The sequence below is a fragment of the Rhizobium sp. Root1220 genome (genome assembly GCF_001426265.1).
Taxonomy (GTDB): domain Bacteria; phylum Pseudomonadota; class Alphaproteobacteria; order Rhizobiales; family Rhizobiaceae; genus Rhizobium.
The window spans coordinates 1-22,149 of record NZ_LMDG01000010.1; the positions used below are offsets into that span (position 1 = coordinate 1).

20 protein-coding genes are annotated in these 22,149 nt (G+C 59.2%); 11 read left to right on the top strand and 9 right to left on the bottom strand.

Annotation, left to right across the window (positions count from 1 at the left end):
- Window positions 1-438: 438 nt before the first annotated feature.
- Window positions 439-1,593, top strand: coding sequence for an MFS transporter (locus ASC90_RS08750; RefSeq protein WP_056538405.1), 1,155 nt, complete (start codon window positions 439-441; stop codon window positions 1,591-1,593).
- 72 nt (window positions 1,594-1,665) lie between these two features.
- Here ASC90_RS08750 and ASC90_RS08755 read toward each other — a convergent pair whose 3' ends face one another.
- Window positions 1,666-3,021: an FAD/NAD(P)-binding protein gene (locus ASC90_RS08755; protein WP_056538408.1), complete on the bottom strand. Its 1,356-nt coding sequence runs from the start codon at window positions 3,019-3,021 to the stop codon at window positions 1,666-1,668.
- A gap of 474 nt (window positions 3,022-3,495) precedes the next feature.
- Here ASC90_RS08755 and tauA point away from each other — a divergent pair, with 474 nt between their 5' ends.
- From tauA to ASC90_RS08775, 3 genes are read left to right on the top strand one after another with little or no spacing between them, the layout of a single operon-like run.
- Window positions 3,496-4,500, top strand: coding sequence for a taurine ABC transporter substrate-binding protein (gene tauA, locus ASC90_RS08765; protein ID WP_056538414.1), 1,005 nt, complete (start codon window positions 3,496-3,498; stop codon window positions 4,498-4,500).
- A gap of 60 nt (window positions 4,501-4,560) precedes the next feature.
- Window positions 4,561-5,349, top strand: a complete 789-nt coding sequence (locus ASC90_RS08770; protein WP_056538417.1) for an ABC transporter ATP-binding protein — start codon at window positions 4,561-4,563, stop codon at window positions 5,347-5,349.
- A complete protein-coding gene (locus ASC90_RS08775) occupies window positions 5,346-6,203 on the top strand; it encodes an ABC transporter permease subunit (RefSeq protein WP_056538420.1) in 858 nt (285 codons plus the stop codon). Before ASC90_RS08770 ends, ASC90_RS08775 begins: the two co-directional genes overlap by 4 nt.
- Window positions 6,204-6,574: 371 nt before the next feature.
- On the opposite strand, the gene ASC90_RS08780 is transcribed toward ASC90_RS08775, so the two are convergent.
- Together ASC90_RS08780 and ASC90_RS29285 are read right to left on the bottom strand one after the other, a co-directional pair.
- A complete protein-coding gene (locus ASC90_RS08780) occupies window positions 6,575-7,174 on the bottom strand; it encodes an alpha/beta hydrolase (protein ID WP_056538423.1) in 600 nt (199 codons plus the stop codon).
- A gap of 377 nt (window positions 7,175-7,551) precedes the next feature.
- Window positions 7,552-7,725 (bottom strand): hypothetical protein, encoded by a 174-nt coding sequence (locus ASC90_RS29285; protein ID WP_200950869.1) that lies wholly within the window; start codon window positions 7,723-7,725, stop codon window positions 7,552-7,554.
- Between the two features lie 419 nt (window positions 7,726-8,144).
- Between ASC90_RS29285 and ASC90_RS08785 the strand changes: the two genes are divergently transcribed.
- Window positions 8,145-9,077, top strand: a complete 933-nt coding sequence (locus ASC90_RS08785; RefSeq protein WP_244480352.1) for an esterase — start codon at window positions 8,145-8,147, stop codon at window positions 9,075-9,077.
- Between the two features lie 153 nt (window positions 9,078-9,230).
- On the opposite strand, the gene ASC90_RS08790 is transcribed toward ASC90_RS08785, so the two are convergent.
- The 4 genes from ASC90_RS08790 to ASC90_RS08805 form a co-directional block, all read right to left on the bottom strand.
- Window positions 9,231-10,430: a mandelate racemase/muconate lactonizing enzyme family protein gene (locus tag ASC90_RS08790; RefSeq protein WP_056538428.1), complete on the bottom strand. Its 1,200-nt coding sequence runs from the start codon at window positions 10,428-10,430 to the stop codon at window positions 9,231-9,233.
- 17 nt (window positions 10,431-10,447) lie between these two features.
- Entirely contained in the window at window positions 10,448-11,809 is a 1,362-nt protein-coding gene (locus ASC90_RS08795; RefSeq protein ID WP_056538431.1) for a mandelate racemase/muconate lactonizing enzyme family protein, read from the bottom strand.
- A gap of 68 nt (window positions 11,810-11,877) precedes the next feature.
- The gene (locus tag ASC90_RS08800; protein ID WP_056538433.1) at window positions 11,878-13,044 is read right to left on the bottom strand and encodes a mandelate racemase/muconate lactonizing enzyme family protein; all 1,167 of its coding nucleotides are present in this window, start codon (window positions 13,042-13,044) and stop codon (window positions 11,878-11,880) included.
- Window positions 13,045-13,098: 54 nt separating this feature from the next.
- Entirely contained in the window at window positions 13,099-13,809 is a 711-nt protein-coding gene (locus ASC90_RS08805) for a GntR family transcriptional regulator (RefSeq protein ID WP_056538552.1), read from the bottom strand.
- Window positions 13,810-14,016: 207 nt separating this feature from the next.
- On the opposite strand from ASC90_RS08805, the gene ASC90_RS08810 reads away from it, so the two are divergent.
- From ASC90_RS08810 to ASC90_RS08835, 6 genes are all read left to right on the top strand, one after another.
- Window positions 14,017-15,495: a sugar ABC transporter substrate-binding protein gene (locus ASC90_RS08810; protein WP_056538435.1), complete on the top strand. Its 1,479-nt coding sequence runs from the start codon at window positions 14,017-14,019 to the stop codon at window positions 15,493-15,495.
- Between the two features lie 73 nt (window positions 15,496-15,568).
- Window positions 15,569-16,528 carry a sugar ABC transporter permease gene (locus ASC90_RS08815; protein ID WP_056538438.1) on the top strand — a complete coding sequence of 320 codons (960 nt, stop codon included), beginning with the start codon at window positions 15,569-15,571 and terminating at the stop codon, window positions 16,526-16,528.
- Entirely contained in the window at window positions 16,525-17,415 is an 891-nt protein-coding gene (locus tag ASC90_RS08820; protein ID WP_056538441.1) for a carbohydrate ABC transporter permease, read from the top strand. The genes ASC90_RS08815 and ASC90_RS08820 overlap by 4 nt, the downstream gene beginning before the upstream one ends.
- An 11-nt stretch (window positions 17,416-17,426) precedes the next feature.
- A complete protein-coding gene (locus ASC90_RS08825) occupies window positions 17,427-18,524 on the top strand; it encodes an ABC transporter ATP-binding protein (RefSeq protein WP_056538443.1) in 1,098 nt (365 codons plus the stop codon).
- A gap of 32 nt (window positions 18,525-18,556) precedes the next feature.
- Window positions 18,557-19,720, top strand: a complete 1,164-nt coding sequence (locus ASC90_RS08830; RefSeq protein ID WP_056538446.1) for a mandelate racemase/muconate lactonizing enzyme family protein — start codon at window positions 18,557-18,559, stop codon at window positions 19,718-19,720.
- Between the two features lie 21 nt (window positions 19,721-19,741).
- Window positions 19,742-20,488: a ribonuclease activity regulator RraA gene (locus ASC90_RS08835; protein WP_056538449.1), complete on the top strand. Its 747-nt coding sequence runs from the start codon at window positions 19,742-19,744 to the stop codon at window positions 20,486-20,488.
- Between the two features lie 469 nt (window positions 20,489-20,957).
- On the opposite strand, the gene ASC90_RS08840 is transcribed toward ASC90_RS08835, so the two are convergent.
- Window positions 20,958-21,899 (bottom strand): biotin/lipoyl-binding protein, encoded by a 942-nt coding sequence (locus tag ASC90_RS08840; protein WP_056538452.1) that lies wholly within the window; start codon window positions 21,897-21,899, stop codon window positions 20,958-20,960.
- Window positions 21,896-22,141, bottom strand: coding sequence for a DUF3302 domain-containing protein (locus ASC90_RS08845; RefSeq protein WP_056538455.1), 246 nt, complete (start codon window positions 22,139-22,141; stop codon window positions 21,896-21,898). The genes ASC90_RS08840 and ASC90_RS08845 overlap by 4 nt, the downstream gene beginning before the upstream one ends.
- Between the last annotated feature and the right edge of the window lie 8 nt (window positions 22,142-22,149).

A 22,149-nucleotide genomic window follows, 5' to 3' on the forward strand; every position in this document is an offset into this window, starting at 1 on the left:
GTCTCGTCGGCGATCTTTGCGAGCGTCGCTGCATCCAGCCATCCGACGCGCGGTCATAAACATCCTCCTATCAGCGTCATCCCCAGAACGATGTCCTCACCAGCCATCCGACGCGCGGTCATAAACATCCTCCTATCAGCGTCATCCCCAGAACGATGTCCTCACTGCAGAATCCGCTTCAGATCGCCAAAATACATTCTGCCAAAGTAGTGCTAGGACGGATCGACATTCCCAAATCGCTTGATCGCTGATTCATAGGACACCGTGTTGCGCCACGGAGGCCCTGTCATGGCGGTGAAGCGGTATAGACTAGCAGGCCAACTGGCCGAAGCCGCGGACATCATTCCATAGGATCCCGACTAGCTTTGCGTTGCCGGGACACTCACCCTTGGCTACAATTCATATCTCGCCCGTGAAACAGATTCCCCGGAGCACCTTATGCAAATTGAACCGCACCAGCGGATCTACGTCTGCTTCTTCCTTTTCGCGGTCTCTATGGGAGCCATGCTTTCGCGCCTCCCGGATCTTCAAGACGCTCTTCAGATCAGTAAATCCGAGTTGGGATTGACTCTGATCGGTGCGGCAATCGGCGCATTGGTTTCACTAACATTTTCGTCCCCGTTGGTCGCACGCCTCGGCGCTCGGACCACCGCGTTCCTCACTGTCCTCGGTACATCGGCGCTCCTCGCGCTTGTTCCGTGGATGAATGCGGCCCCTCTCGTCTTTGGCCTGCTGTTTTTCGAAGGCTTGCTGGCCGGAGCGCTCGAAATAAATCTCAACGTTGAACTGGATCGCATCGAGGCACAGATCGGTCGTAGCGTAATGAACAGGGCTCACGGATTCTGGAGCCTTGGTTTCTTCGTGACGGCGCTTACATCGGCTTTCATCCGACAAGCAGGCATATCTATGCAATTGCATCTTGCGCTAACGTTCGTATTTGTCCTGGTGGTGGGAGCCCTTGTGATATTGGGGATGCGCAATACCCCTGCCCGATACCAGGCTGAGCACACCGAAGCCGGACACATAGCGCTGCCGACGGTTGGCTTGCTACCACTTTGCATTATTGGCTTTGCGGCGTTTCTCGTGGAAGGCGCAGGCATCGACTGGTCAGCGATCTACATGCGTGACATTTTTCACTCTGAACCCTTCATCGGGGGGTTAGGCCTCACGCTCTTTACCTTCTTTATGGCTATAACGCGCTTGTTTGCCGATCCATTTGTCGATCGTTTTGGTTCTCGGTCTGTCGCGGCCGTACTGCTGGTTGTTTCAGCGATCGGGATCTGTGCAGTCTGGCTCGCCCCCAACCCGCACGTTGCTCTTATGGGGTTCGCTCTCATGGGGGGCGGTTGCAGTGCGGTTTATCCGCTCGCCATTTCAGCAGCGGCGCAGCGTGTGGACCGGGCAGCGCATTTGAACGTGGCCGCGTTGGGTCAAATCTCGTTTGTTGTGTTTTTTCTTGCTCCACCACTCCTCGGTTTTGTGGCGGAACATATAGGGATCCGTACGTCCTATCTTGTTTGTCTACCAGTCGTTCTGTCAGCGTTGGTCTGCGTTCGCGCATTGTTGCCTCGGCCGGGACTTGTCGCGGCGTGAAGGCGCGAAGAGTGGCTTAGCGGCCGCAGGACAGCTTAACTTTGGGATGTGCACACTTCTCTGAATGGCCACTCAGTTGGCTGCAACGATTTCTTCAGCAACAGCCTTGGCCTGCACTCTGATGTCTGGAACGGCCGTTATCTCCCAGAATTGCCCAGTCGTCAGGGCGCCCACTGCAAAAAGCCGTCCCCCTGAATTTTGAGAAGCAGGCGTCACCGCGGAACGGTCATTCACCTCGATGCCAAGGCCGAGGGGATCGGGCGCAATCAAGCCTGTCCTCATCATCTCGCTCAGAAGCGGAGAATGTCCAATTCCCGCGCGCTCCATGCCTGTACAATTGACCAGCCAGTCGGTTCGAATTTCCGCAATGTCTGGACGACCTCGTACCCTGTACCGGACAAAGACACCTCCTTTGCCCATCTCTATCGATTTCAGAAATCCGGCGCGAAATCGGACAGTACCGTCGCCAACAAGCGTCTCGAATCTCTCAAAAACGTCCGGCGCAACGCGATGGCGGTGGATGTTCCACCATGGCAGCGCGTGGCGCAGAAACCGCGATCGCGCGTCGGGTGCAAGCCGCTGCCAAAGTGCCTGAGTCACGGGCCGCAGACCATCCATCACCGCACGCCAGTCTTCCACCTCCCTCGCCTTCGAACGCAGTATTCTCAAGATTTCACTGATGCGGTCCGGCAGCGTTTGCACATCAGTCTGGGATGGAGAAGGTGGCACCTTGACATGGCCGAGAGGTGCAAGCCCCCGGCGCGAGAGGACGTCGATCCTACCGATATGGCCATGGGCGCGAAGTGCCAGAACCTGGTCGATCATCGTCAGGCCGGAGCCCAGAATACAAACATCGTCGGACGACGCCACCCGTCCCAGCCACGAAAGCCGCCACGGATTCCTGACAATGCGCGACCGTCCAGGCGCGGGAATGCCACTCGGCTCAACGGGAAGACTTGCATTGCCCACGCCGAGACAGAGCACGATATTCTTGCCGGCGATCTCATCGCCATTGTCGAGTTGAAAACCGAACGTGGCACTGTACCGCTCGACACATCCGGTCGCCTTTGCCTTTATAAAGTCCACCCGGCAGCGTCCAGCGCGTTTCCGAAGAAGCCCCGCCAGCGTGTCGCGGAGATAGAGACCATAGTCGCTGCGGGATGCAAAATCGCTCTCCTGCAGTCGTTTGTTGCGGCTTTCCAGCCAGTCGACGAAGTCCCGCGGCCGGCCCGGATACAGGCTCATTCGGCCCGCGGGCACATTCAACCGATGAAGATAGAGCTCCGTCCGGTAGGCAGTCCCACGACCGAAACCGGGGTCATCGCCGACGATAGCGATCGCCGCAGAACCGGGAAGGCGTTCGATGAGATTGCAGGTAACCGCGATTGCCGAAAAACCGGAGCCGACCACGATGACATCGTAAATCAATGCGTTCTCCTGAAGGCCCAATTCGGCTCGACGTCGTCATCCACCAGCCAATTTAGCCCTTTGCGCCGGTTTTGCAGTCTTTCTGCCTTCAACCATCTCGGCATGCTCACAGCCTTGGATTTCGTGCTTCTGTTGGTTTACTGGCTGCCAAATGCCGCAAGCCTTCAGTTCGTGGCCGCCATGCGCGTCAGATTTCGTAGACTTGGGACCGAATTTGCTCTTTCGTCGTTGACCATCTGCCCCTCCAAATACGTTCGTGATGAAACTGGCGCGGGAGCGGGCGATTGCAAGCAGTCGCGGCAGGCGCCATGGCGGGCCTCGTGAAGAATGTTGGCGGGCAGCAAAAGCGCGGCAAACAATTATTCTTAAAGTCTATAAAAATAGTTTGTTATTTCTCTTCCCCGCCCGTTTTGGCAGCTAGGCTTTGAGCGTGAATTCTTAGGCGCGAAGGCCAGGACAACAAGGGGCATCACCATGAATCTCAAGAATCTACTGACTGCGGTCGTGTTTGGCGTCAGCATCGCCACGGCTGCCGAAGCAGCGGACAAGAAGGTCGTCGTTGCCTACCAGACCGACGCTCTACCGTCGTCAGTGGCAATCGCAAACGGCGATTTTGCCAGGGAAACCGGATACGATATCGACTTCCGCAAGTTCAATTCCGGCGCCGAAATCTTCGCTGCCATCGCCTCCGGCGACGTTCAGATCGGCTATGTCGGTTCCAGCCCCTTTGCGGCCGCTGCCTCACGCGGGCTTGAAGTGAAGGCCTTCTACCTGTCTTCGATCTCGGGAATCGATGAGGCGCTGGTCGTGCGCAACGGCTCGGGCATCGAAAGCTTGAATGATCTGAAGGGTAAGAAGCTTGCGGCAGCGCCGGTCTCCACCGACCACTATCAGCTGCTGGCACTGATCAAGTCTCTCGGCCTGTCCGAGAAAGACGTTCAGGTCTTCGCAATTCCTCAGCCGGAGATCGTTGCCGGCTATAATCGCGGCGACATCGACGGCGGCTTCGTCTGGGATCCGGCGCTGTCCGAACTCAAGAAGAACGGCAAGGTTCTCGTCACATCCAAGGACGTCGCCGACAAGGGCGCGCCAACCTTTTCCGCCTGGGTGGCTACATCGAAGTTCGCGACAGACAATCCGAAGTTCCTGAAAGGCTTCGCCGCAGTCATCAGCAAGGAGTATGCATCGTTTGCTTCCGACAAGGCCGCATGGGGTCCGGAAAGCGACAACGCCAAGGCGCTTGCCAAACTGCTGGGCGGCACTGCCGAACAGCAGGCTGCCGCTCTCAAGAACCTGACGCTTCTGACACCGGAAGTTCAGGCCTCCGACGCCTGGCTTGGCGGCGGCGAAAAGTCCGGTGCCGGAAAAATTCTCAAGGACACCGCCAGCTTCCTGAAGGAACAGGGCAAAATCTCAGAAGTCCTGCCGAACTACGGCAACTTCGTCACCGCGGACGCCTTGAACACCGCAACAAACTGATCCTCCCTGACGCTGGCGCGCAATCCTGTGCGCCGGCGTCGAACTCATTGGAAATGACACATGCTGAAAGTCGATCATGCCAGCGTCTTCTTTGCGGCCCGTGATGGCCGCACTGTTCATGCGCTGGACCGGGTATCGTTCGACATCCCCGAACGCGGTTTCGTTGTCGCCCTTGGTGCTTCGGGATGCGGGAAATCCACACTGCTCAATGCCATCGCCGGCTTCCTTCCGCTCTCTGAAGGAGCGATCACGCTTGAGGGACGGGCCGTCGAGCGTCCCGGTGCCGATCGCGGCGTCGTTTTCCAGAAGGATTCTCTGCTGCCCTGGAAGTCCGTCCTCGAAAACGTGGCTCTCGGCCTGAAGTTCGCGGGCGTCAGGAGACAGACGCGCAATGAGCAAGCATTGGAATTGCTCCGTCTCGTCGGCCTTGCCGACTTCGCTCAATCATTTCCCTATGAACTTTCCGGCGGCATGCGCCAGCGCGTCGGCATCGCCCGTGCTCTCGCTACCGATCCGGACATCCTGTTGATGGACGAGCCTTTTGGCGCGCTCGACAGCCTGACGCGGGAGCAGATGCAGGAATTGCTGGTTTCGGTTTGGGCACAAACAGCCAAGAAAGTCTTCTTCATCACACATTCAATCGAGGAAGCGCTGTTTCTCGGCACGCAAATCCTTGTCATGTCGCCTCGGCCAGGGCGCGTGGTGGCGCGTTTCGATCTCGATTTCGTCAATCGGTTTGCGGAGACCGGTGATGCCCGCTCCATCAAGGCTTCGGCGGAATTCGCGGAGTTGCGCGAGGAGATACGGAGCATCCTTCATCGAGCCGACGATTTCAGGAGCGCTGCATGAGCGAGGTCACGGAAGCATCATCATTGCGCGCGGCCGCGCCTGCGGCCCCACAGGTTAAGCTCGTCAAAATGGCAAGCTTCGGCGTCGGCGAAAAACCGACGGTATCAATCAGCATCGTGACGGCATTGGCCATCATTGCTCTCTGGTGGTTCGTAGCGAAACTTGGCCTCGTGTCGCATCTTTTCCTGCCACGGCCCGACGAAGTCCTGACGCAGATAGGCAACGTCTACCGCGATGGTTACGCCGGCGCGTCGCTATTCGAGCATATCCGCGCCAGTCTGTTTCGTATCGTTGTAGCCGGCATCATCGCAATCGCCGCTGGCATACCGCTCGGGCTGCTGATGGGGCTCAATCGTTGGGCAAAGGGCATTCTTGATACGCCCATCGAGTTCTATTGGCCGCTTCCGCCCCTGTCCTATCTGCCGCTGATGATTATCTGGCTCGGCATCGGCGAGACGTCGAAAATCACGTTGCTGGTGCTCGCGATGTTCGCTCCGATCTGCCTCTCGGCGCAGGCCGGCGTGCGCTCCTTGCCGATCGAACGCGTCAACGCCGCCCGCTCGCTTGGAGCAAGCCGGCTGCAACTCTTTCTCAATATCGTCCTGCCATCGGCACTGCCGGAAATCTTGACGGGCGTGCGGATCGCCGCCGGGATCGGCTGGGGAACGCTGGTTGCTGCCGAACTGATTGCCTCCACACGCGGGATCGGCTTCATGATCATGTCGGCCTCGCAGTTCCTCGCCACCGACGTCGTCTTCGTCGGCATTGGGATTATCGCCATCTGTGCCTTCGCCTTTTCCGCCGGCATTCGGTTCCTGGAGACCGTGCTTGTTCCGTGGAAAGGCAAGATCTGACGGCGCGCGTGCGACGGACCGGGAAAGCCAAGTGAAGGCCCGAGACATGTGAGAAGCCGGGCACCAAACATTGACCGGGTCCCTTCTGATTGGCTTGGGCGGCGCTGACTGCGCTTTGGGTGTCATGGCAGCCATTTGCGCCCGGCCACATTGCTGCCTTTGCAACGATGCTGGACCCAATGCCATGGCGGCAAACCGCGTTGCGTTCACAGCCGGTCTGTTGCCCTTTTGGCCAGCTCTTCCAACGTCATGTCGTCCAGCGCCTCCGCTATGGCGTCGCGCAATTCGCTATTGGAGGATCGAATGAGGCAGGCATATGTTGCCCAAAAGACAGCCGTCGTACCCGACATGTTGCAAAGCTGAAAGGCGTGCTAAGAGGCCGTCCATGCGAGCGCGTCTTCGCCGCGTCGTTTCTGCTGGATTTTTTTGAGATACGCCGCCTTTATCTTAAGTGTCTCCAGCAGCGCATAGCCGCCCGCCCACCGGCCGTAACCGCTGGCAATGTTGATATGCCCGGCCTGTCCGATGTTTCGAACCTCTGCCTTCCAAAGGCGCGAGAACAGCGTCAGGCGGTCGAGTGTCATATATTGATCGTTGAGACTGCCGACCACGATGGCCGGGAACGGAAGCGGTGCCGTCGGCATTGTACTGAACGATATATGCCCCGGGTGAAGTCTCTGCGTGGGTACGAGGTCGCATGGCGCAACAAGCAACGCACCCTTGACCCTGCCTGCGGAAGCGCGCTGCGCCAGGTGCGCCGCGAGAACACATCCGAGGCTGTGAGCGACGATATAGGCTTCGCCCGCCGCGTCGAGTTCGGTTTCCAGAGCTGCGAGCCAACCGTTTAGTACAGGCCTGTTCCAGTCGAATTGTTTGACAAGGCGGCTGTCTGGATTTTCGTTCAGCCAATGACGCTGCCAGTGGCCCTCTGCAGAACCGAACAATCCGGGGAGGATGAGGACACGCGTCATTCTACCTACCGTCGCCTGGTTAGAGGAGGCCGAAGACGAGTGCGAAAAGCAACGCAAACGAACCGGCGATCGAGGCGCGGTGAGCAGCCAGGCAAAGCCGGGAGATGATTGGCCGCCGAGGCTCGCGCCAAGTTCTTGCATCCAAATCGAAGGCTGCCATCAGATCATCCTTTCAATACCAGGGACCCGGAGCGCCGCTCCAGTAGTAAAGTTCGTATTCACGCGTGTCGAAACCCCGCACCTGATCGTGAGAAGCCACATTTCGAATAGGATGGTTATGTTCGGAAGGTCTGTGCTCCAGCAGCCGGCGAACAGCTGCTCTAAGAACTCCGCTGATCTTCAACATCGCATTGGCCTCCTGGCCTTGATCGATTGGACTAACCGATGAGCTGATGACGGCTTGCGTTCGCCAATAGATCACGGCTCGATGCCACAGGTCCGAACAGCATCAGCAGCCTGTTCTCCTCGCGTTTCGAAAGCCGGTAGCGCCGGGCAAACTCGAAGACGCTCTGAGTATCGTCGATCGTGGATGAAGCCTCTGATCTTTCCATGTCCTGCCCGTCTCCTTGCAGCCGACCGGCACCAGTACGAAGGCAGCCAGCTCAACTCGGTGATGCAGGCAAAGTATTATCTACTAATTTCATGGACTAAAGAAATGGCCGTTCAAATTGCGCGGCAGGCGAAGAATTTCGTTTCCTGTTAGTGGGCCACCTTGGTCCGCCAACGGAGCATCTTACTCGCCAAGGTCGAGGCGCGAACCAGCTCGGGAATTGACCACAAAAAAACCAGGCTTCAATCGGCTGAAGCCGCGAATGTCGGGCCCTCCAGCTCGCCATTCCGCGGCCTTTGCAATCGCAGGTGCATCGTGACATTTTGTGAATCGATACCGCCGGCCCCTCCATACCAGTGATAGTCCACTGTCGTGGTTTGAACCTGCACTGTCCTCCCGTGCCGTCACCCAAAGAGGCTGATGAAGATCCATATGACGAAGTATCTTTACACGACATTGGGACCTAAGCGGCGAGAAGAGCTTGGCATCATCCTCCCGCACGAACATGTTTTCGTCGATCTCAGGGTGCCGGACGCTCCTGGCTATGCCCAGGCCGATACCGACGCGGTGGTGAGGTTGATGGCACCGCAAATCGAAGCGATCAAGGCGCAAGGCGTCACGGCACTCGTTGAGTGCACCACCTGCGGTGTGGGGCGACGCGCCGATATCGATCTTGCCGTTTCAAGGGCCACTGACTTGCCGATTGTTGTGCCCACCGGCAACTATCGCGAGCCTTGGATACCGGCCTGGGTGGCCGGCGCGACCGAGGAGGCGCTGGAGCAGTGGATGGTAAGCGAACTCACCGGCGGTATCGAGGACAGTGGCGTTGTCGCTGGATGGATCAAGGTGAGTGCTGGCGATAATGGAATTACTCCGCTGGAAGCCCGTATCCTTCGGGCAGCGGCACGTGCGTCCGTGCAAACCGACGCGGTGATCGGTTCACATACGATTCGGGGCAAGGTCGCTATGGAGCAACTCGACATCCTCGAGGCCGAAGGCTGCTCGGCGGATCGCTTCATCTCGATTCACACCCAGGAGGAACAGGACTTCGGATTGCACCGGGCGTTGGTCGATCGTGGAGCGTGGATTGAATATGATCATGTCGGGCGCGCGCCCGACGATGAATTGCTCGCGATGGTGACCAGGGCGATCGAATTCGAGCTGACGCATCATTTATTGCTGAGCCACGACCTGGGGTGGTACGATCCCGCTCAGCCTGGCGGCGGCGTGCCACGACCCTACACGCACCTCCTTGGCAATCTGATGCCTTTACTCAAGGTTGCCGGTGTGGATGAAGGATCACTGCGTCAGATTACCGAAGCCAATCCGTTTGAGGCGTTCGCACGCGGGTAGTGCGTCGGGTATGCCGACCGATCTCCCGCTTTCGTGCATTTCATGTTCATTGGCTACAAGTAGCGTCCCGTACAGTATCCGTAGCGGGCGAACCGCTTGTTTCGACAAGCCTCCCGACACCCGACAAGGTGGCACGGCAGGTGGGAGGGAGCTTCAGTCGAAGAAGCCCGCATCCTCTTCCCTCAGATATCTCCTGGCCGCTTCGGCGTCGATATCGAGGCCCAGCCCCGGCGCTTCCAGCAGGTCCACCATGCTGTCCTTGACGATCTGCGGCGGCAAGCCGATGACCAAGTCCTCCCACCAGGGGTCGGAGGCGCTCGGATATTCGAACGCGACGTAATTTGCAGGCAAGGTGGCGCAGACGTTAATCAACGCGCCGAGGCCCAGCAGGCCATTGGCGGTTCCGTGCGGTGCCATCAGGATCGAGTGCATGTAGGCGTGCTCGGCGACCCATTTGAGCTCGGCGATTCCGCCGATATCGGCCGGATCGGGCCCAATGACACGCACCGCCTGCGTCTCGATCAGTTCCTTGAAATTGTGCCGCAGGTAGATCTGCTCGCCGGTATGGATCGGCGTCGAGGTGGAGGTCGTCAGTTCGCGGTAGGCCTGCGGGTTGACCCACGGCACGTAGTCGCCGGTCAGCATGTCCTCCAGCCACATCAGATTGTACTTCTCGACGGCGCGGGCAAATTTGATCGCATCCGGCAGCATCCAGCCAGGACCGCAGTCGAGCGCCAGGCTGACCTTGTCGCCCAGCACTTCCTTCATCGCGATCACGCAGTCGAGCATGTGATTGAAACCACGCTCGCTGATGACGCCCTGATCCATGGCGCCGTGATAGCCGGCCTTCGTCTGCGTTACGCCGTAGTGGAAGTCCTCGATCGTGTCCTTCATGTTGGAGTGGAACGAGATCCCCTGCTTTACCATGAAGAAGTTCTGCGGCTGCTCCATCATCCATTTGACGTCTGCGGCGTAGTCGTCCGGCCGGTCGCCGGTGCGCTTCTGGCGGATAGAGCCATTATAGACGCGCACCTTGTCGCGCACCTTGCCGCCGAGCAACTTATAGACGGGCACATTCGCCGCCTTGCCGGCAATATCCCACAGCGCATGCTCAATCGCGCTAACCGCCGCACCGTACGGCTTGAACGACCCGCGTTGGCGGATCTTCAGCATTACTCTCTCGACGTCGGTCGGGTCCTCGCCGATCAGCGCCTCGCGGAAATGCAGCACAAAGGGCTTGAGGTAGGATTTGGTGAATTCGACTTCGCCCAAGCCATAGAGGCCCTCGTCCGTAACGATTCGGACGATCGGGTGTTTGCCGATAACGGCGCAGCGGAGATCGGTGATCTTCATCTTCGTTCCTTTTAGCCTCAGCTCCAGGTGCGATCCCAGGAATACTCGTCGTCCCAATGATCCGAAGGCCGCCAAATGCCGGTGACACCCGGCTGCAGATGCCGCGAGATCACCTCGTCGACGACGTCGTCAATCCCCAGGCCCGGCTTGTCCGGAACGGTGATGAAGCCGTCCTTCACCAGCGGCTTGGGAAGACCCGTGACAATATCGTCCCACCAGTCGACATCGGCGGAATGGTATTCGAGCGCCATGAAATTTTCGGTCGCGGTCGCGACATGTGCCGCGGCCATCGCAGCGATTGGACTTTCCGCCATATGGATGGCCATGGCGACACCACGATCCTGCGCCATATCACCGATCTTCTTGGTCTCGAGGATGCCCCCGCTGGTCAGCAGGTCCGGATGGATCACGGAGACACCACCGCTTTTGAGCAGAGGCTCGAAGCCTTCCTTGAGATAGATATCCTCGCCAGTGCAGATCGGTATTGTCGTGGCGTCCTGCAACTGTCGATATTGTTCGGTATACTGCCACGGGATCACATCCTCGAGCCAGGCCGGAACGTATTTTTCAATGCGCCTGGCGAGGCGAATGCCGTTCTGCATCGAGATATGGCCGATGTGGTCGATCGCGAGCGGCACATCCATGCCGATGACCTCACGAACCTCGGCGATGTATTGCTCAAGCAGGTCGAGACCCTTGTCCGAGAAATGCAGGCCGGTAAACGGATGCTGGACGTTGTGCAGATCATACGCTGCGTTGCGGCGGCGCCGCTCCTCAACGGTTTTCAGCGGCCCGCGGCTCGGATCGTTGCGGTACCCTTCCAGTGAGCCGGCAGGAAACACGACCGCGCCGGGTACATCGGCGATCTGCATCAGCCCCAGATCCATCTTCAGAAAGGTGAAGCCGAGATCCATGCGCTGCTTGAGGCGCTTGCCGGTCTCGGTGCCGCTCGGCACGGTGGCGTCGGTATCGCAATAGACGCGCACTTTCTCCCGAAACCGGCCGCCGAGCATCTGGTAGACCGGGACGCCATAGGCCTTGCCGGCAAGATCCCAGAGCGCGATCTCGACAGCCGACACGCCGCCGCCCTGGCGGCCGTGGCCGCCGAACTGCTTGATCCGGCGAAACAGCCGGTCGATGTCGCAAGGGTTCTCGCCGATCAGCCGGCTTTTCAGCATCAGTGCGTAGGTGGCGCTGGCGCCATCGCGCACCTCGCCAAGCCCGACGATGCCCTGGTTGGTATAGATCTTGAGCAGCACCGAGGTGAACGGCGCGCCGACGATTTCGGCGCCCCGCATGTCGGTGATGCGAAGGTCTGATGGCTTGGAATGCGTGTTTACCCGATTGAGCGCTTCATCAGCACCATATGCATCTGGCATGATTTATCCTCGTTCTGGCCGGTGGGGCTCACCGCCACGCACGCTTGCACGGCGATGAGCGTTGATGGCTAGTCCAGCGCGATCTCGTGATTTTCGAGGTAATCGCGGTTCATCTCGACGCCGAGACCAGGCTTGCCCGTCAGTTTCAGGTTGCCGTTCGAAACATCGAGTGGCCTGTCGATGAGGTGATCGTATTTGCCCAGATTCCACTCCGACGTTTCGAGCTTGTAGAAATTGGGAACGGTCATCATCACCTGCGCTCCCGCAACCACGTTGATCGGCCCTGCGGCATCATGCGGCGAGACCGGGATGTAGTAGGCTTCGCATAGGGCGGAAATCTTCTTGAGTTCGGTAATACCGCCTGTCCAGGTGACGTCAGGCATGATGTAGTCGGCCAGCCTGTTTTCGAGCACCGGCACGAAATCCCACTTCGTGTGGCCGCGTTCGCCCCACGAGATGGGGGCGCTGACCTTGTCGCGGACCTGTCTGAGAGCGTTGAGGCTCTCCGGTGGACAGGGCTCCTCGAACCAGTCGATCTGACCGGCGTCCTCGAGGCTCCGGCAGAGGCGAATCGCGGTCGGAACGTCGAACCGGCCATGTGCGTCGATGAGGATATCGACGTCGGGACCTGCCGTTTCGCGGATCAGAGCCGTGAGTTCGGCGGCTTCGCGCTCATCCCTGCGGGTCATGCTGCCATCGAGATAGCCGTCCCGCTGCTCGCGGGCCTGTCCATCGGCGGCGCGGCCCTGGTGGGGGAAAGGATCGAACTTGAGCGCGGTGTGGCCGGACTCGACGATATCCCTGATTTCCCGGACCACCGCTTCCTTGCTGGTAAATTTCGCCTGGTTGGGATGGGTGTAGAGCGCGATTTCATCGCGCACCGGTCCGCCCAGCAGCTCGTAGATCGGCTTGCCGAGAACCTTACCTTGGATGTCCCACAGGGCTATGTCGATGGCGCTCACGCACTCGACCGCGGCACCGCGACTGCCCATGTAGGTGAAGCTGCGGAATATCTTGTGCCACAGATACTCGATACGCGCCGGGTCCTCGCCTGTCACAGCGGCACCAATCTGCCGCAGGATCGTGCAGAGGGCGCGATTGGCGAGCCTTGTCGTGGTGGTGATCTCTCCCCAGCCGCTCACCCCCTCGTCCGTCGTCACCTCGACGAACAGAAACTCTCCCCAATAAGACGCATTAGACTTGATTAGCCACGGCCGAACGCTGGTGATTTTCATCTCAACTGCCTTTGTGTGAAGTGGTCGGGGTGAAGATGTTCCGGGCTATGTATTCTATCCTGCCCGAGCGGCGTTGCGCGCACGCATGTGTTCGAGGATGTGCCGGCCGGAGCCCTCGACGTGGCGTGCGATGAGTTCGGCTGCCTCGTTCGCATTTCCCGCTTTTACGTGTGCGATGAGTTCGCGATGCTCGCTAAGGATCGCGGCACGCCGGGCGAGCGTGAAGTCGAAACGCCGGCTCACGGCTCGAAGTACTTCGCGATGTTTCCACCAAAGCTCGGCGGCGTGGCGGTTGTAGTGCTTTTGGTACATTACGGTGTGAAAGGCGGTGTCCAGCTCGCTGTGCCTGACCGTGTCGGCGAATTTGTTTTCTTCAATCAGCCCTTGAATGCGTTCGAGTTCCGCAATGTCCTCGACGGTGGCCATGTTCACGAACCATCGCGTCAGCGCCGGCTCGATCAAGACTCCTATCTCGTAGATGTCCCGAACAAAATCCTGATCTATGGGCCGAACGCGCGCTCCGCGGTTGGGCACCAACGTGACAAAGCCCTCACCGCGCAACAATTGCAGAGCCTCGCGCACAGGGTTGGTCGAGGTGCCGTGGCGCCGGGCGAGATCGGTTACCACGAGCCGTTCGTTGGCAGCGAGCCGCCCTTCGATGATGTCTTCCCTGATCAGTTGATAAAGCGAGGCGCCCTCGCTGGAGGCCCCGATAGCGTCGATTCCCTCGGGCGGTTTTGCTTTAAAATCGCTTGTATCGGCCAAGACTGCCCCCAATAATACTCATATCTATCGGATATCACGCAAACCTTCTGTAAACAATGTACGATTTCTCTGATTGACAGGCAATCTACAATCTGAAAACGTATGATAAGGCCGAAGGGATACATTGGGTGGAAAGTTCCGCCGGCCGGGGAGCAAGGACCGCTCGCCTCGACGCAGAGCGGCATGGGAGAACCTGGAGGATACCCTATGACGAGGAATTCACTCGGCGGTGCCGTCCTGCGCGGCACTGTATCGACTGCTTTGATGGTATCGCTGATGGCCGCGTCTGCGCTGGGAGCGCCGGTCGACTTGAGCAAGTGGTCACCGCAATATGTGCGCTCCATTGCCGGCACAGAGGATTTTGACACGGCGGCCGATTGCAGCAAGGTCACCCCACTCGACTACAAGGGGCGACTGACCTTCTGGTATCAGGGCGTATTCGAGGGCGATCCCGACCTCTTGCGCCAGTATTACAAGGAGTTCTTCGAGACCTTCCGCAAAACCTATCCAAACATACAGCTTGAGGAGCAGGCGCTCACCTATAACGACCTGCTGGACAAGTTCCGGACCGCGCTCCTTGGCAATGCAGCGCCCATGGCGGTCCGCCTGCAAATCCTGGGCGGCACCGAATTCGCCTCGAAGGGTTATTTGCAGCCTCTCAAACCCGAGGATGTCGGGTATTCGACCGAGGATTTCTGGCCCGGCGCAATGAAGGCTGTCGCCTGGGATGGGGTGACCTACGGCATTCCAACCAACAACGAGACGATGGCGTTCATCTGGAACGCCGACATCTTCAAGCGTGCGGGCCTCGATCCGGAAAAAGCACCGGCAACCTGGGACGACGTCGTCAAGTATTCCAAGCAGATTCACGACAAGCTCGGCATTGCCGGTTACGGCCTGGTGGCTCGCAAGAATGCCGGCAATACGCCGTACCGCTTCATGCCGCAGTTGTGGGCCTACGGCGGCGGAGTCTTCGATGAAGCTACCGCTAACCCGACCTATAAGAAAGTCGAGCTCGACAGCCAGCAGAGCAAGGCGGCATTGCAAGCCTCCTACGATATGTATGTTCGCGACAAGTCGGTTCCGGTTTCGGCGCTCACCAACCAGCAGGCCGACAACCAGCCCCTCTTCCTCGCTGGCCAACTCGGCATGATGATCTCGCACCCGTCCGACTACAACGTCATGCTCGACCTGCAAAAAAAGGCGACGGATACCGACAAGGACAAGGCGCAGACCGTCATTGACAACATGCGTTACGGTCTGGTTCCGACTGGCCCCGACGGCAAGCGTGCCGTCGTGTTTGGCGGCTCCAACATTCACATCCTGAAGCCCGAATATGTCGAGGGTGGCAAGGTAGACGAGCCGGCTGCAAAAGCTATCATCTGCATGTGGACGAGCCCCGAATGGTCGCTGAAGATGGCCTATGCCGGCTCGAACCCGGGAAACCTTAACGGCTTCAAGACCAAATGGATGAAAGAACGGCTGGACAGCATCAAGTTCCTTGATGTCACGACTTCGATGCTGCCATACGGCATCCCGTTCCCGGCACTGCCGCAGTCCCCTGAGATCATGAACATCATCGTCCCGGACATGCTGCAGAATGCCCTGACCGGAGCCATGACCGTCGACCAGGCAGCCGACGATGCAGCCAAGAAGGTAAAAGAGCTGACGGACGGCGGACTCTAGTCCAAGCCTGCCGATCTGACCGGCTGCGACTAGATTGCAGCCGGTTTCTTCCGAAGAATAGGGGCAGCTCACAGTGACGATCTTGACTGGCAAGGCCGAGGCTCGCCGAAGACTGCAAGCCGATAGCTCCGGCGTGCTGCGAAAGATTTGGGAGCATCGCGCTGACTACGCGTACGTGCTTCCCGCGATCGCCGTGATGCTCATCGTCATAGCCTACCCTATCTACTACACGATCGAGCTGTCGTTCTTTAACACGCCGCCTGGCCTGCAACTCCGCGACAAGATTTTCATCGGCCTCGACAACTACATCTCCATCCTCACAAGTCCGGTGTTCTGGAAGGTCACCTCGAACACTCTTATCTGGACAATTGGATCCACTTTCTTCGCATTTGTCCTGGGGTTCGCCTGCGCCCTGGCGCTCCATCGTGACTTTGTCGGCCGTGGCATCCTGCGCGCCGTCCTGATCATTCCCTGGGTCATCAGCGCTGTCGCCGCGTCCTATATCTGGAAGTGGATCTACCATTCAGACTTCGGGATCATCGGCGCGGTGCTGGTTAGCCTCGGGTTGACCGACCGGCCACCGAATTTCATCGACAGCGTCAGCACGGTGCTGCCCTCGCTGATCGTCGTCAATATTTGGCGAGAGTTTCCGTTTGCCATGATCATGATGATGGCTGGCCTGCAGACGGTTCCCGACCAGCTGCTGCGCGCCGCAAAAGTCGACGGCGCCAATGCATGGCAGCGGTTCTGGCACGTCACCTTTCCGCACTTGAGAAACGTCTCGACGGTGACGATCCTTCTGCTGGCTGTGGCCAACTTCAATTCTTTCATCATCCCCTGGATCATGACCGGCGGTGGGCCGTCGAACGCATCGCATATCTGGATCACCCACATTTATGAACTCGCCTTTGGCCGCCAGCGTTGGGGGGTGGCATCGGCCTATTCGGTGCTGCTGTTCCTGATCCTTATGTCGTTCGGCTACTTCTACGTCCGTGCGCTGAGCGGCAACGAGAAGAGGGACGGAAGCGAATGAGCGCGATTGCCGAGACTGCTCATCGAGATAAGGCGCGTCGCCGTATGCGCATCGATGGATGGCGGTGGGGCGGACGCATTTTCCTTGTGTTCATGATGCTCTACACCGCGTTACCGATGATCTGGATGCTGCTCACCTCGATCAAATCCGGCTTCGCGGCCATGCAATTTCCGCCGCAATGGTGGCCGGACCAACCCACCCTCGCCAGCTACGAGAAGCTGCTCGATCCGCAAAATAGCGTCGGCCAGGACTTCCTGCGCTTCTTCTGGAACAGCCTTTACGTCTCCACAGCCACGACCATCCTTTCGGTGATCGTGGCAGTTCCCGCGGCCTACGCGTTTTCACGCTTCACCTTCCCGGGCCGGAACTTTCTGTTTTTCGCCGTCTTGCTTCGCAACATGTTCCCGGCAGTGATCTTTCTCGTGCCGCTCTTCATCCTGATGCGCGCGATCGGGCTGGTGAACACGCATGGGTCGCTCATCCTCACCTACCTTACATTCGGCCTGCCGTTGGCAATCTGGCTCCTCAAGGGCTTCTACGACAACATCCCGGTGCAACTCGAGCAGGCGGCGCGCATCGACGGGGCGACGCGGTTCCAGGCCTTTGTCCTGATCGTGATGCCGCTCTCGGCGCCAGGGATCATCGCCACGGCGATCTATTCCTTCATTGGCGCGTGGAACGAGTACATCTACGCCTACACCTTCCTCTCCAAGAACGAGCAGCTGACACTGCCGGTCGGCATCCAGCGCTTCTTCTCGGAGAATACAACGGACTTTCCAGGTCTGATGGCGGCCAGCTTCATGATGAGCGTGCCCGTCGTGGTCCTGTTCCTCGTCCTGCAGAGATACTTCGTACGCGCCCTTACCGAAGGCGCAGTCAAGCACTAGGGGAGTTGCCGGTGGCCCACGTGATCGTCAAAGATCTGGTCAAGAACTATGGCAGCTTCAAAGCTGTCAACAACGTTTCGCTGACGGTGAACGACGGCGAATTTGTTGCGCTCGTCGGCCCGTCGGGGTGCGGCAAGACAACCACACTCAATCTTGTGGCGGGACTGATCCCCATAACATCCGGCGACATCGTCATCGGCGACCGGGTGGTCAACGACCTCGATCCCAAGGACCGGGACATCGCGATGGTGTTCCAGAACTACGCGCTCTATCCGCAGAAATCCGTCTACAAAAATCTGGCCTTCCCGCTGCAGATGCGCAAACTGCCAAGCGACGAGATCGACAAGAAGGTCAAGGAAGCAGCGCGTGTGCTCGACATGACGCAACTTCTCGAGCGCAAGCCACGCGAACTTTCGGGCGGGCAACAGCAGCGCGTGGCGCTGGGCCGTGCCCTCGTTCGCGATCCGGCGGTATTCCTGATGGATGAACCACTCTCCAACCTCGACGCGAAGCTGCGGGTGCAGATGCGATCGGAGATCAAGCGTTTCCACCAGGACCTCAAGGCGACGATCATCTATGTGACGCACGACCAGCTCGAAGCGGTAACGATGGCCGACAGGATGGCGGTGATGAACGGCGGCTACCTGCAGCAATACGATTCACCGGCGCAGGTCTTTGCCAATCCGGTGAACATGTTCGTCGCCAGCTTCGTCGGCAGCCCGGCAATGAGCCTTGTTCCGCTGGAGACGTCAACGGCAAGCGGCAACATTGTGTTGACCAGTGCCGAGGGCTGGCGCCTCGACCTCTCGCCAGAAAACGCCCGGAAGGTCTCCGGGGCGACAACCAAGAAAGTCGTGCTCGGCGCACGTCACTCGACGATCAAGCTGCACAAGAGCGCGATGCCTGGAAGCATCCCTGCCAAGGCCTACACGGTGGAGCCGACCGGGGACGTCACTTTTGTGCAAGCGTTCCTGTCCGGCGCCATCGTCAATGTCAGTGTCCCGCCGACCATTGCCGTCGCGCCCGACGAACAGATTTGGCTCGAGTTCGATCAGGAGCGGATACATCTGTTCGATGGCGAGACGGAAATGGCCCTCAAGGCCAATTGAGAGCAGGTGGATGCGTGTGAACCGAGGGCGTGATGACTTCCAACCTTAAGATCACGGCGATCAAGCCCTATCCAGTTTGGGTAGGAACGCGCAACCAGATGCTGGTCAAGGTCGAGACCGAAAGCGGCATCTTCGGCTGGGGCGAGAGCGGCCTGAGCGGGCGCGAGAAGGCGGTGACTGGCGCTATCGAGCACTATCGCGAGTTTCTGATCGGCTGCGACCCGATGCAGATTGGCCGGATCTGGCAGGAACTCTACCGCAGCCAGTACTTCGAAGGCGGTCGCGTGCTGCAGGCGGCGATTTCCGCCATCGACATCGCGCTTCACGACATCAAGGGCAAGGCGCTCGGCGTGCCGGTCTACGAACTGCTGGGCGGCAGGCAGCGCGAACGCATTCCGACCTTCGCCTCGACCGGGGACGAGGCCGAAGGCGATGTCGCCATCGACCGAGCCCGGGAACTGTACGCACAGGGGTGGCAGGCGATCCGCTTCTTCCCGGCAGGGCAAAGCAGCAGGGACATCTTCGAGCCGCGGGAGTCGATCGGCGCGACCGCACGGATGCTGAACAAGGCGCGTGAGGCACTCGGCGACGACGTCGTCCTCGGCATCGACTACCATCACCGGCTGTCGGTGGCCGAGGCGGCAAGCTTCTGTAACAAGCTCGGCCGTGGTGTGCTTGACTTCCTTGAGGAGCCGATACGCGACGAGACACCCGAGGCCTATGAATCCCTGCGCACAATGACGGACATCCCGTTCGCCATCGGTGAGGAGTTTTCGAGCAAGTGGCAGTTCCTGCCCTATATCGAGCGTGGCATTCATCAGTTCAACCGGCTCGATGTTTGCAATGTCGGCGGGCTCACCGAAGCGATGAAGGTCGCCGGCTGGAGCGAGGCGCACTACGTCGACCTGATGCCGCACAATCCTCTCGGCCCGGTCTGCACGGCCGCGACGATCCATCTCGCCGCCGCGGTACCGAATTTCGCCTGGCTCGAGACCAGGGCGCCCGAAGCAAATCTCGGCTTCGATAACTCCGACTTCTTCCCTGTGCAGCCACGGCTTGACGGCCCCTGTTATCCGGTCAGCGACCTGCCGGGGCTCGGCGTCGAGGTGAATGAAGAGGCGATCAAGGCACAGAGCTTCCGCTTCTGGGAAGCGCCTCACCTGAAGCGCCGCGACGGTTCGGTCACAAACTGGTAATTTCAACCACCGGAGCATAAAATGACGCATACGCCCGACATTACGCGACCGCCCAAAGAGTTGATCGACGCGTTGAAGGAAATAGGTGCCGCGACGATTTCCGGCACGCTTGGCCACATGGGCTTTCGCAATCCGCATATGGTCGGTCCCGTGGCGCAGAATCGCGGGAAGTCGATCGTCGGTCCGGCCTTGACGCTTCAGTTCATGCCGCAGCGGCCGGACCTCTTCAACGAGGGCGAATATGCAGACCCGGAGACGCAGTTGCACCGCCATGTGCTTTATCATGTTCAGGAGGGCGATGTGGTCGTGGTTGACGCACGCGGCGACATGAGCTCGGGCGTCTTCGGCGATATGATGTCGACTTATTTCAAAGGCAGAGGCGGCGCTGGCATCGTGATCGATGGCTGCATGCGCGACCGGCCCAATGTCGAGAAGCTGGATCTCCCCCTGTGGCTGCGCGGCTGGACGCCCAATTACCATGTGCAAACCAGCATCTATCCCAATGCGGTCAATGTTCCTATTGCCTGCGGCGGTGTCACGGTAATCCCCGGGGACATCATCGTCGCCGACGATGACGGGGTCGTGATGCTTCCAGTCGCAATGGCCTCGAAGGTAATCGAAGAATCGCAAAAGCATCACGATTGGGAAGAGTTTTCGCGAATGAAGCTTATGGGGGGCGGGTCGTTGCAGCGCTACTATCCGCTGCATGACGATGCCCGCGGTGAGTACGAAGAGTGGCGCAAAACAAACCACTTGGGGACAACTTAACCAATGGATTACCGGGGCGGGCGGCGCATAGCCGTAGGGCGCGATAATGTGGGCGAAGAGCGCGATGAACACCATGAGCGCCAACCAGCCGACGCACATAGCAAGGACAGGGGAAAACCGCCGTTTGGCGTTGGCATTGTCAGCGCCGGCCGGGCGCGTCCCGGAACGCCTCGGCGAGACGAGGCGTCAGCGGCTGTCTGCCTGCCTGCATGCGCGAGACGCTTCTGCATCGCCGCCCCTTGAGCAGTGATTTCGCCTTGTGCCTGCATTATTGGATCAAGATTGATGCGGAACCGATCCTAGAACCTGGCGGGCCGCTGGGCGACTTGCATCGAACCCTTAAGAAGCGTGAGCGCGGTTGAACTACTACTGATGGACGTATGACATTTTATACAGCCTAGGTTGGCATCTGCTCGGTTCATTCGGGGACCGATATGGGAAGGGAGAATGCATCAGCCTCCCACCTGGTTCAAAACGGATCGACGTAGTTCATGATCGCGACCTGCCGCAGAACGACCCGTCTTATGACATGCGCGGCCTTCACATGATCGGTGAAGATCGCCGCCGTTCCGGTGCTGCCGGCGGGAAGACTTGCCGCGAAAGCCTGATCGTCCAGCTTTACCTTGACGACGAATGGCGCGCTCGATATCGCCGACGGTGCAACGGCGCTCCCCGACGTCTGCACCTGGCCACTGGCGACCGCCTGTATGACGGTTTCGACCGTCCCGGTGAACACGCGTCCCGGCGCGAACTTGAAGGTGAGCTCGACAGGCTGGCCGGGAACGACGTACCTGGCGTTGATCTGCGAGATTTCGACGCCGACGATCGTATCGGCGGTGTCGATGAAGGCCATGACCGGGGACAGCGAGAGGGTGCCGACACGCGCTCCCGTGCGAAGCGCCAGATTGGTGACATAGCCGTCTGCCGGCGCACGCACCACGGTCTTGTCGAGATCCCACTGGGCGCCGGCAATTTCGGCCGTCAACTGTTCGACTTCCGCCTGTCGCTGCTCGACGTCGTAAGTCCGCCCCGCACCGGAGGTCTGAAGCCGTGTGGTCTCCGCCAGTCTTTGGGTGTTGAGGTTCAATTGCGCCTGCAGTGCGTCGAGCTTGGCCTGATACGGTCGCGGATCGATCGTGAACAGGACGTCGCCAGCTTTGAGCGGCATGTTTGGAATGACCGGGACATCCGTCACCTCTCCAGCGACGTTCGGAACGATCGCCACCGAATTGCGCACCACGAGCGCTTCTCCCTGAGGGGCGCCCCATCCCATCGGGATGAAGAGACCGATAGCGAGAAGCAGAAAGACGATGAGCGGCGATATCTTCCAGAACAGGCTGAAGGGAACGATGCGGCACTTCACCAACAGGAACAGGATCAACAGATAGGTGTTCAGCAGCACGACTATCATGGCTGATGCTCCCGTGCGCCATTGCGCGGAACGTCGACATAGGCCCAGATGAGGACGACCGGCCACAGAACAAAACCCAGGAACAAGGTGACCCAGCCACCAACGGCCACGGCTTCCTTCCATGGGTGGTTCCGCCGCCTGGCGATCATGCCGGGCAGCATGGCAAGGAAGATGACAACGAAGAGCGTACTGGCAACCAGGACGATCAGGACGATCCAGGCGAAGACATCAATGGCACTCATGTCATCTC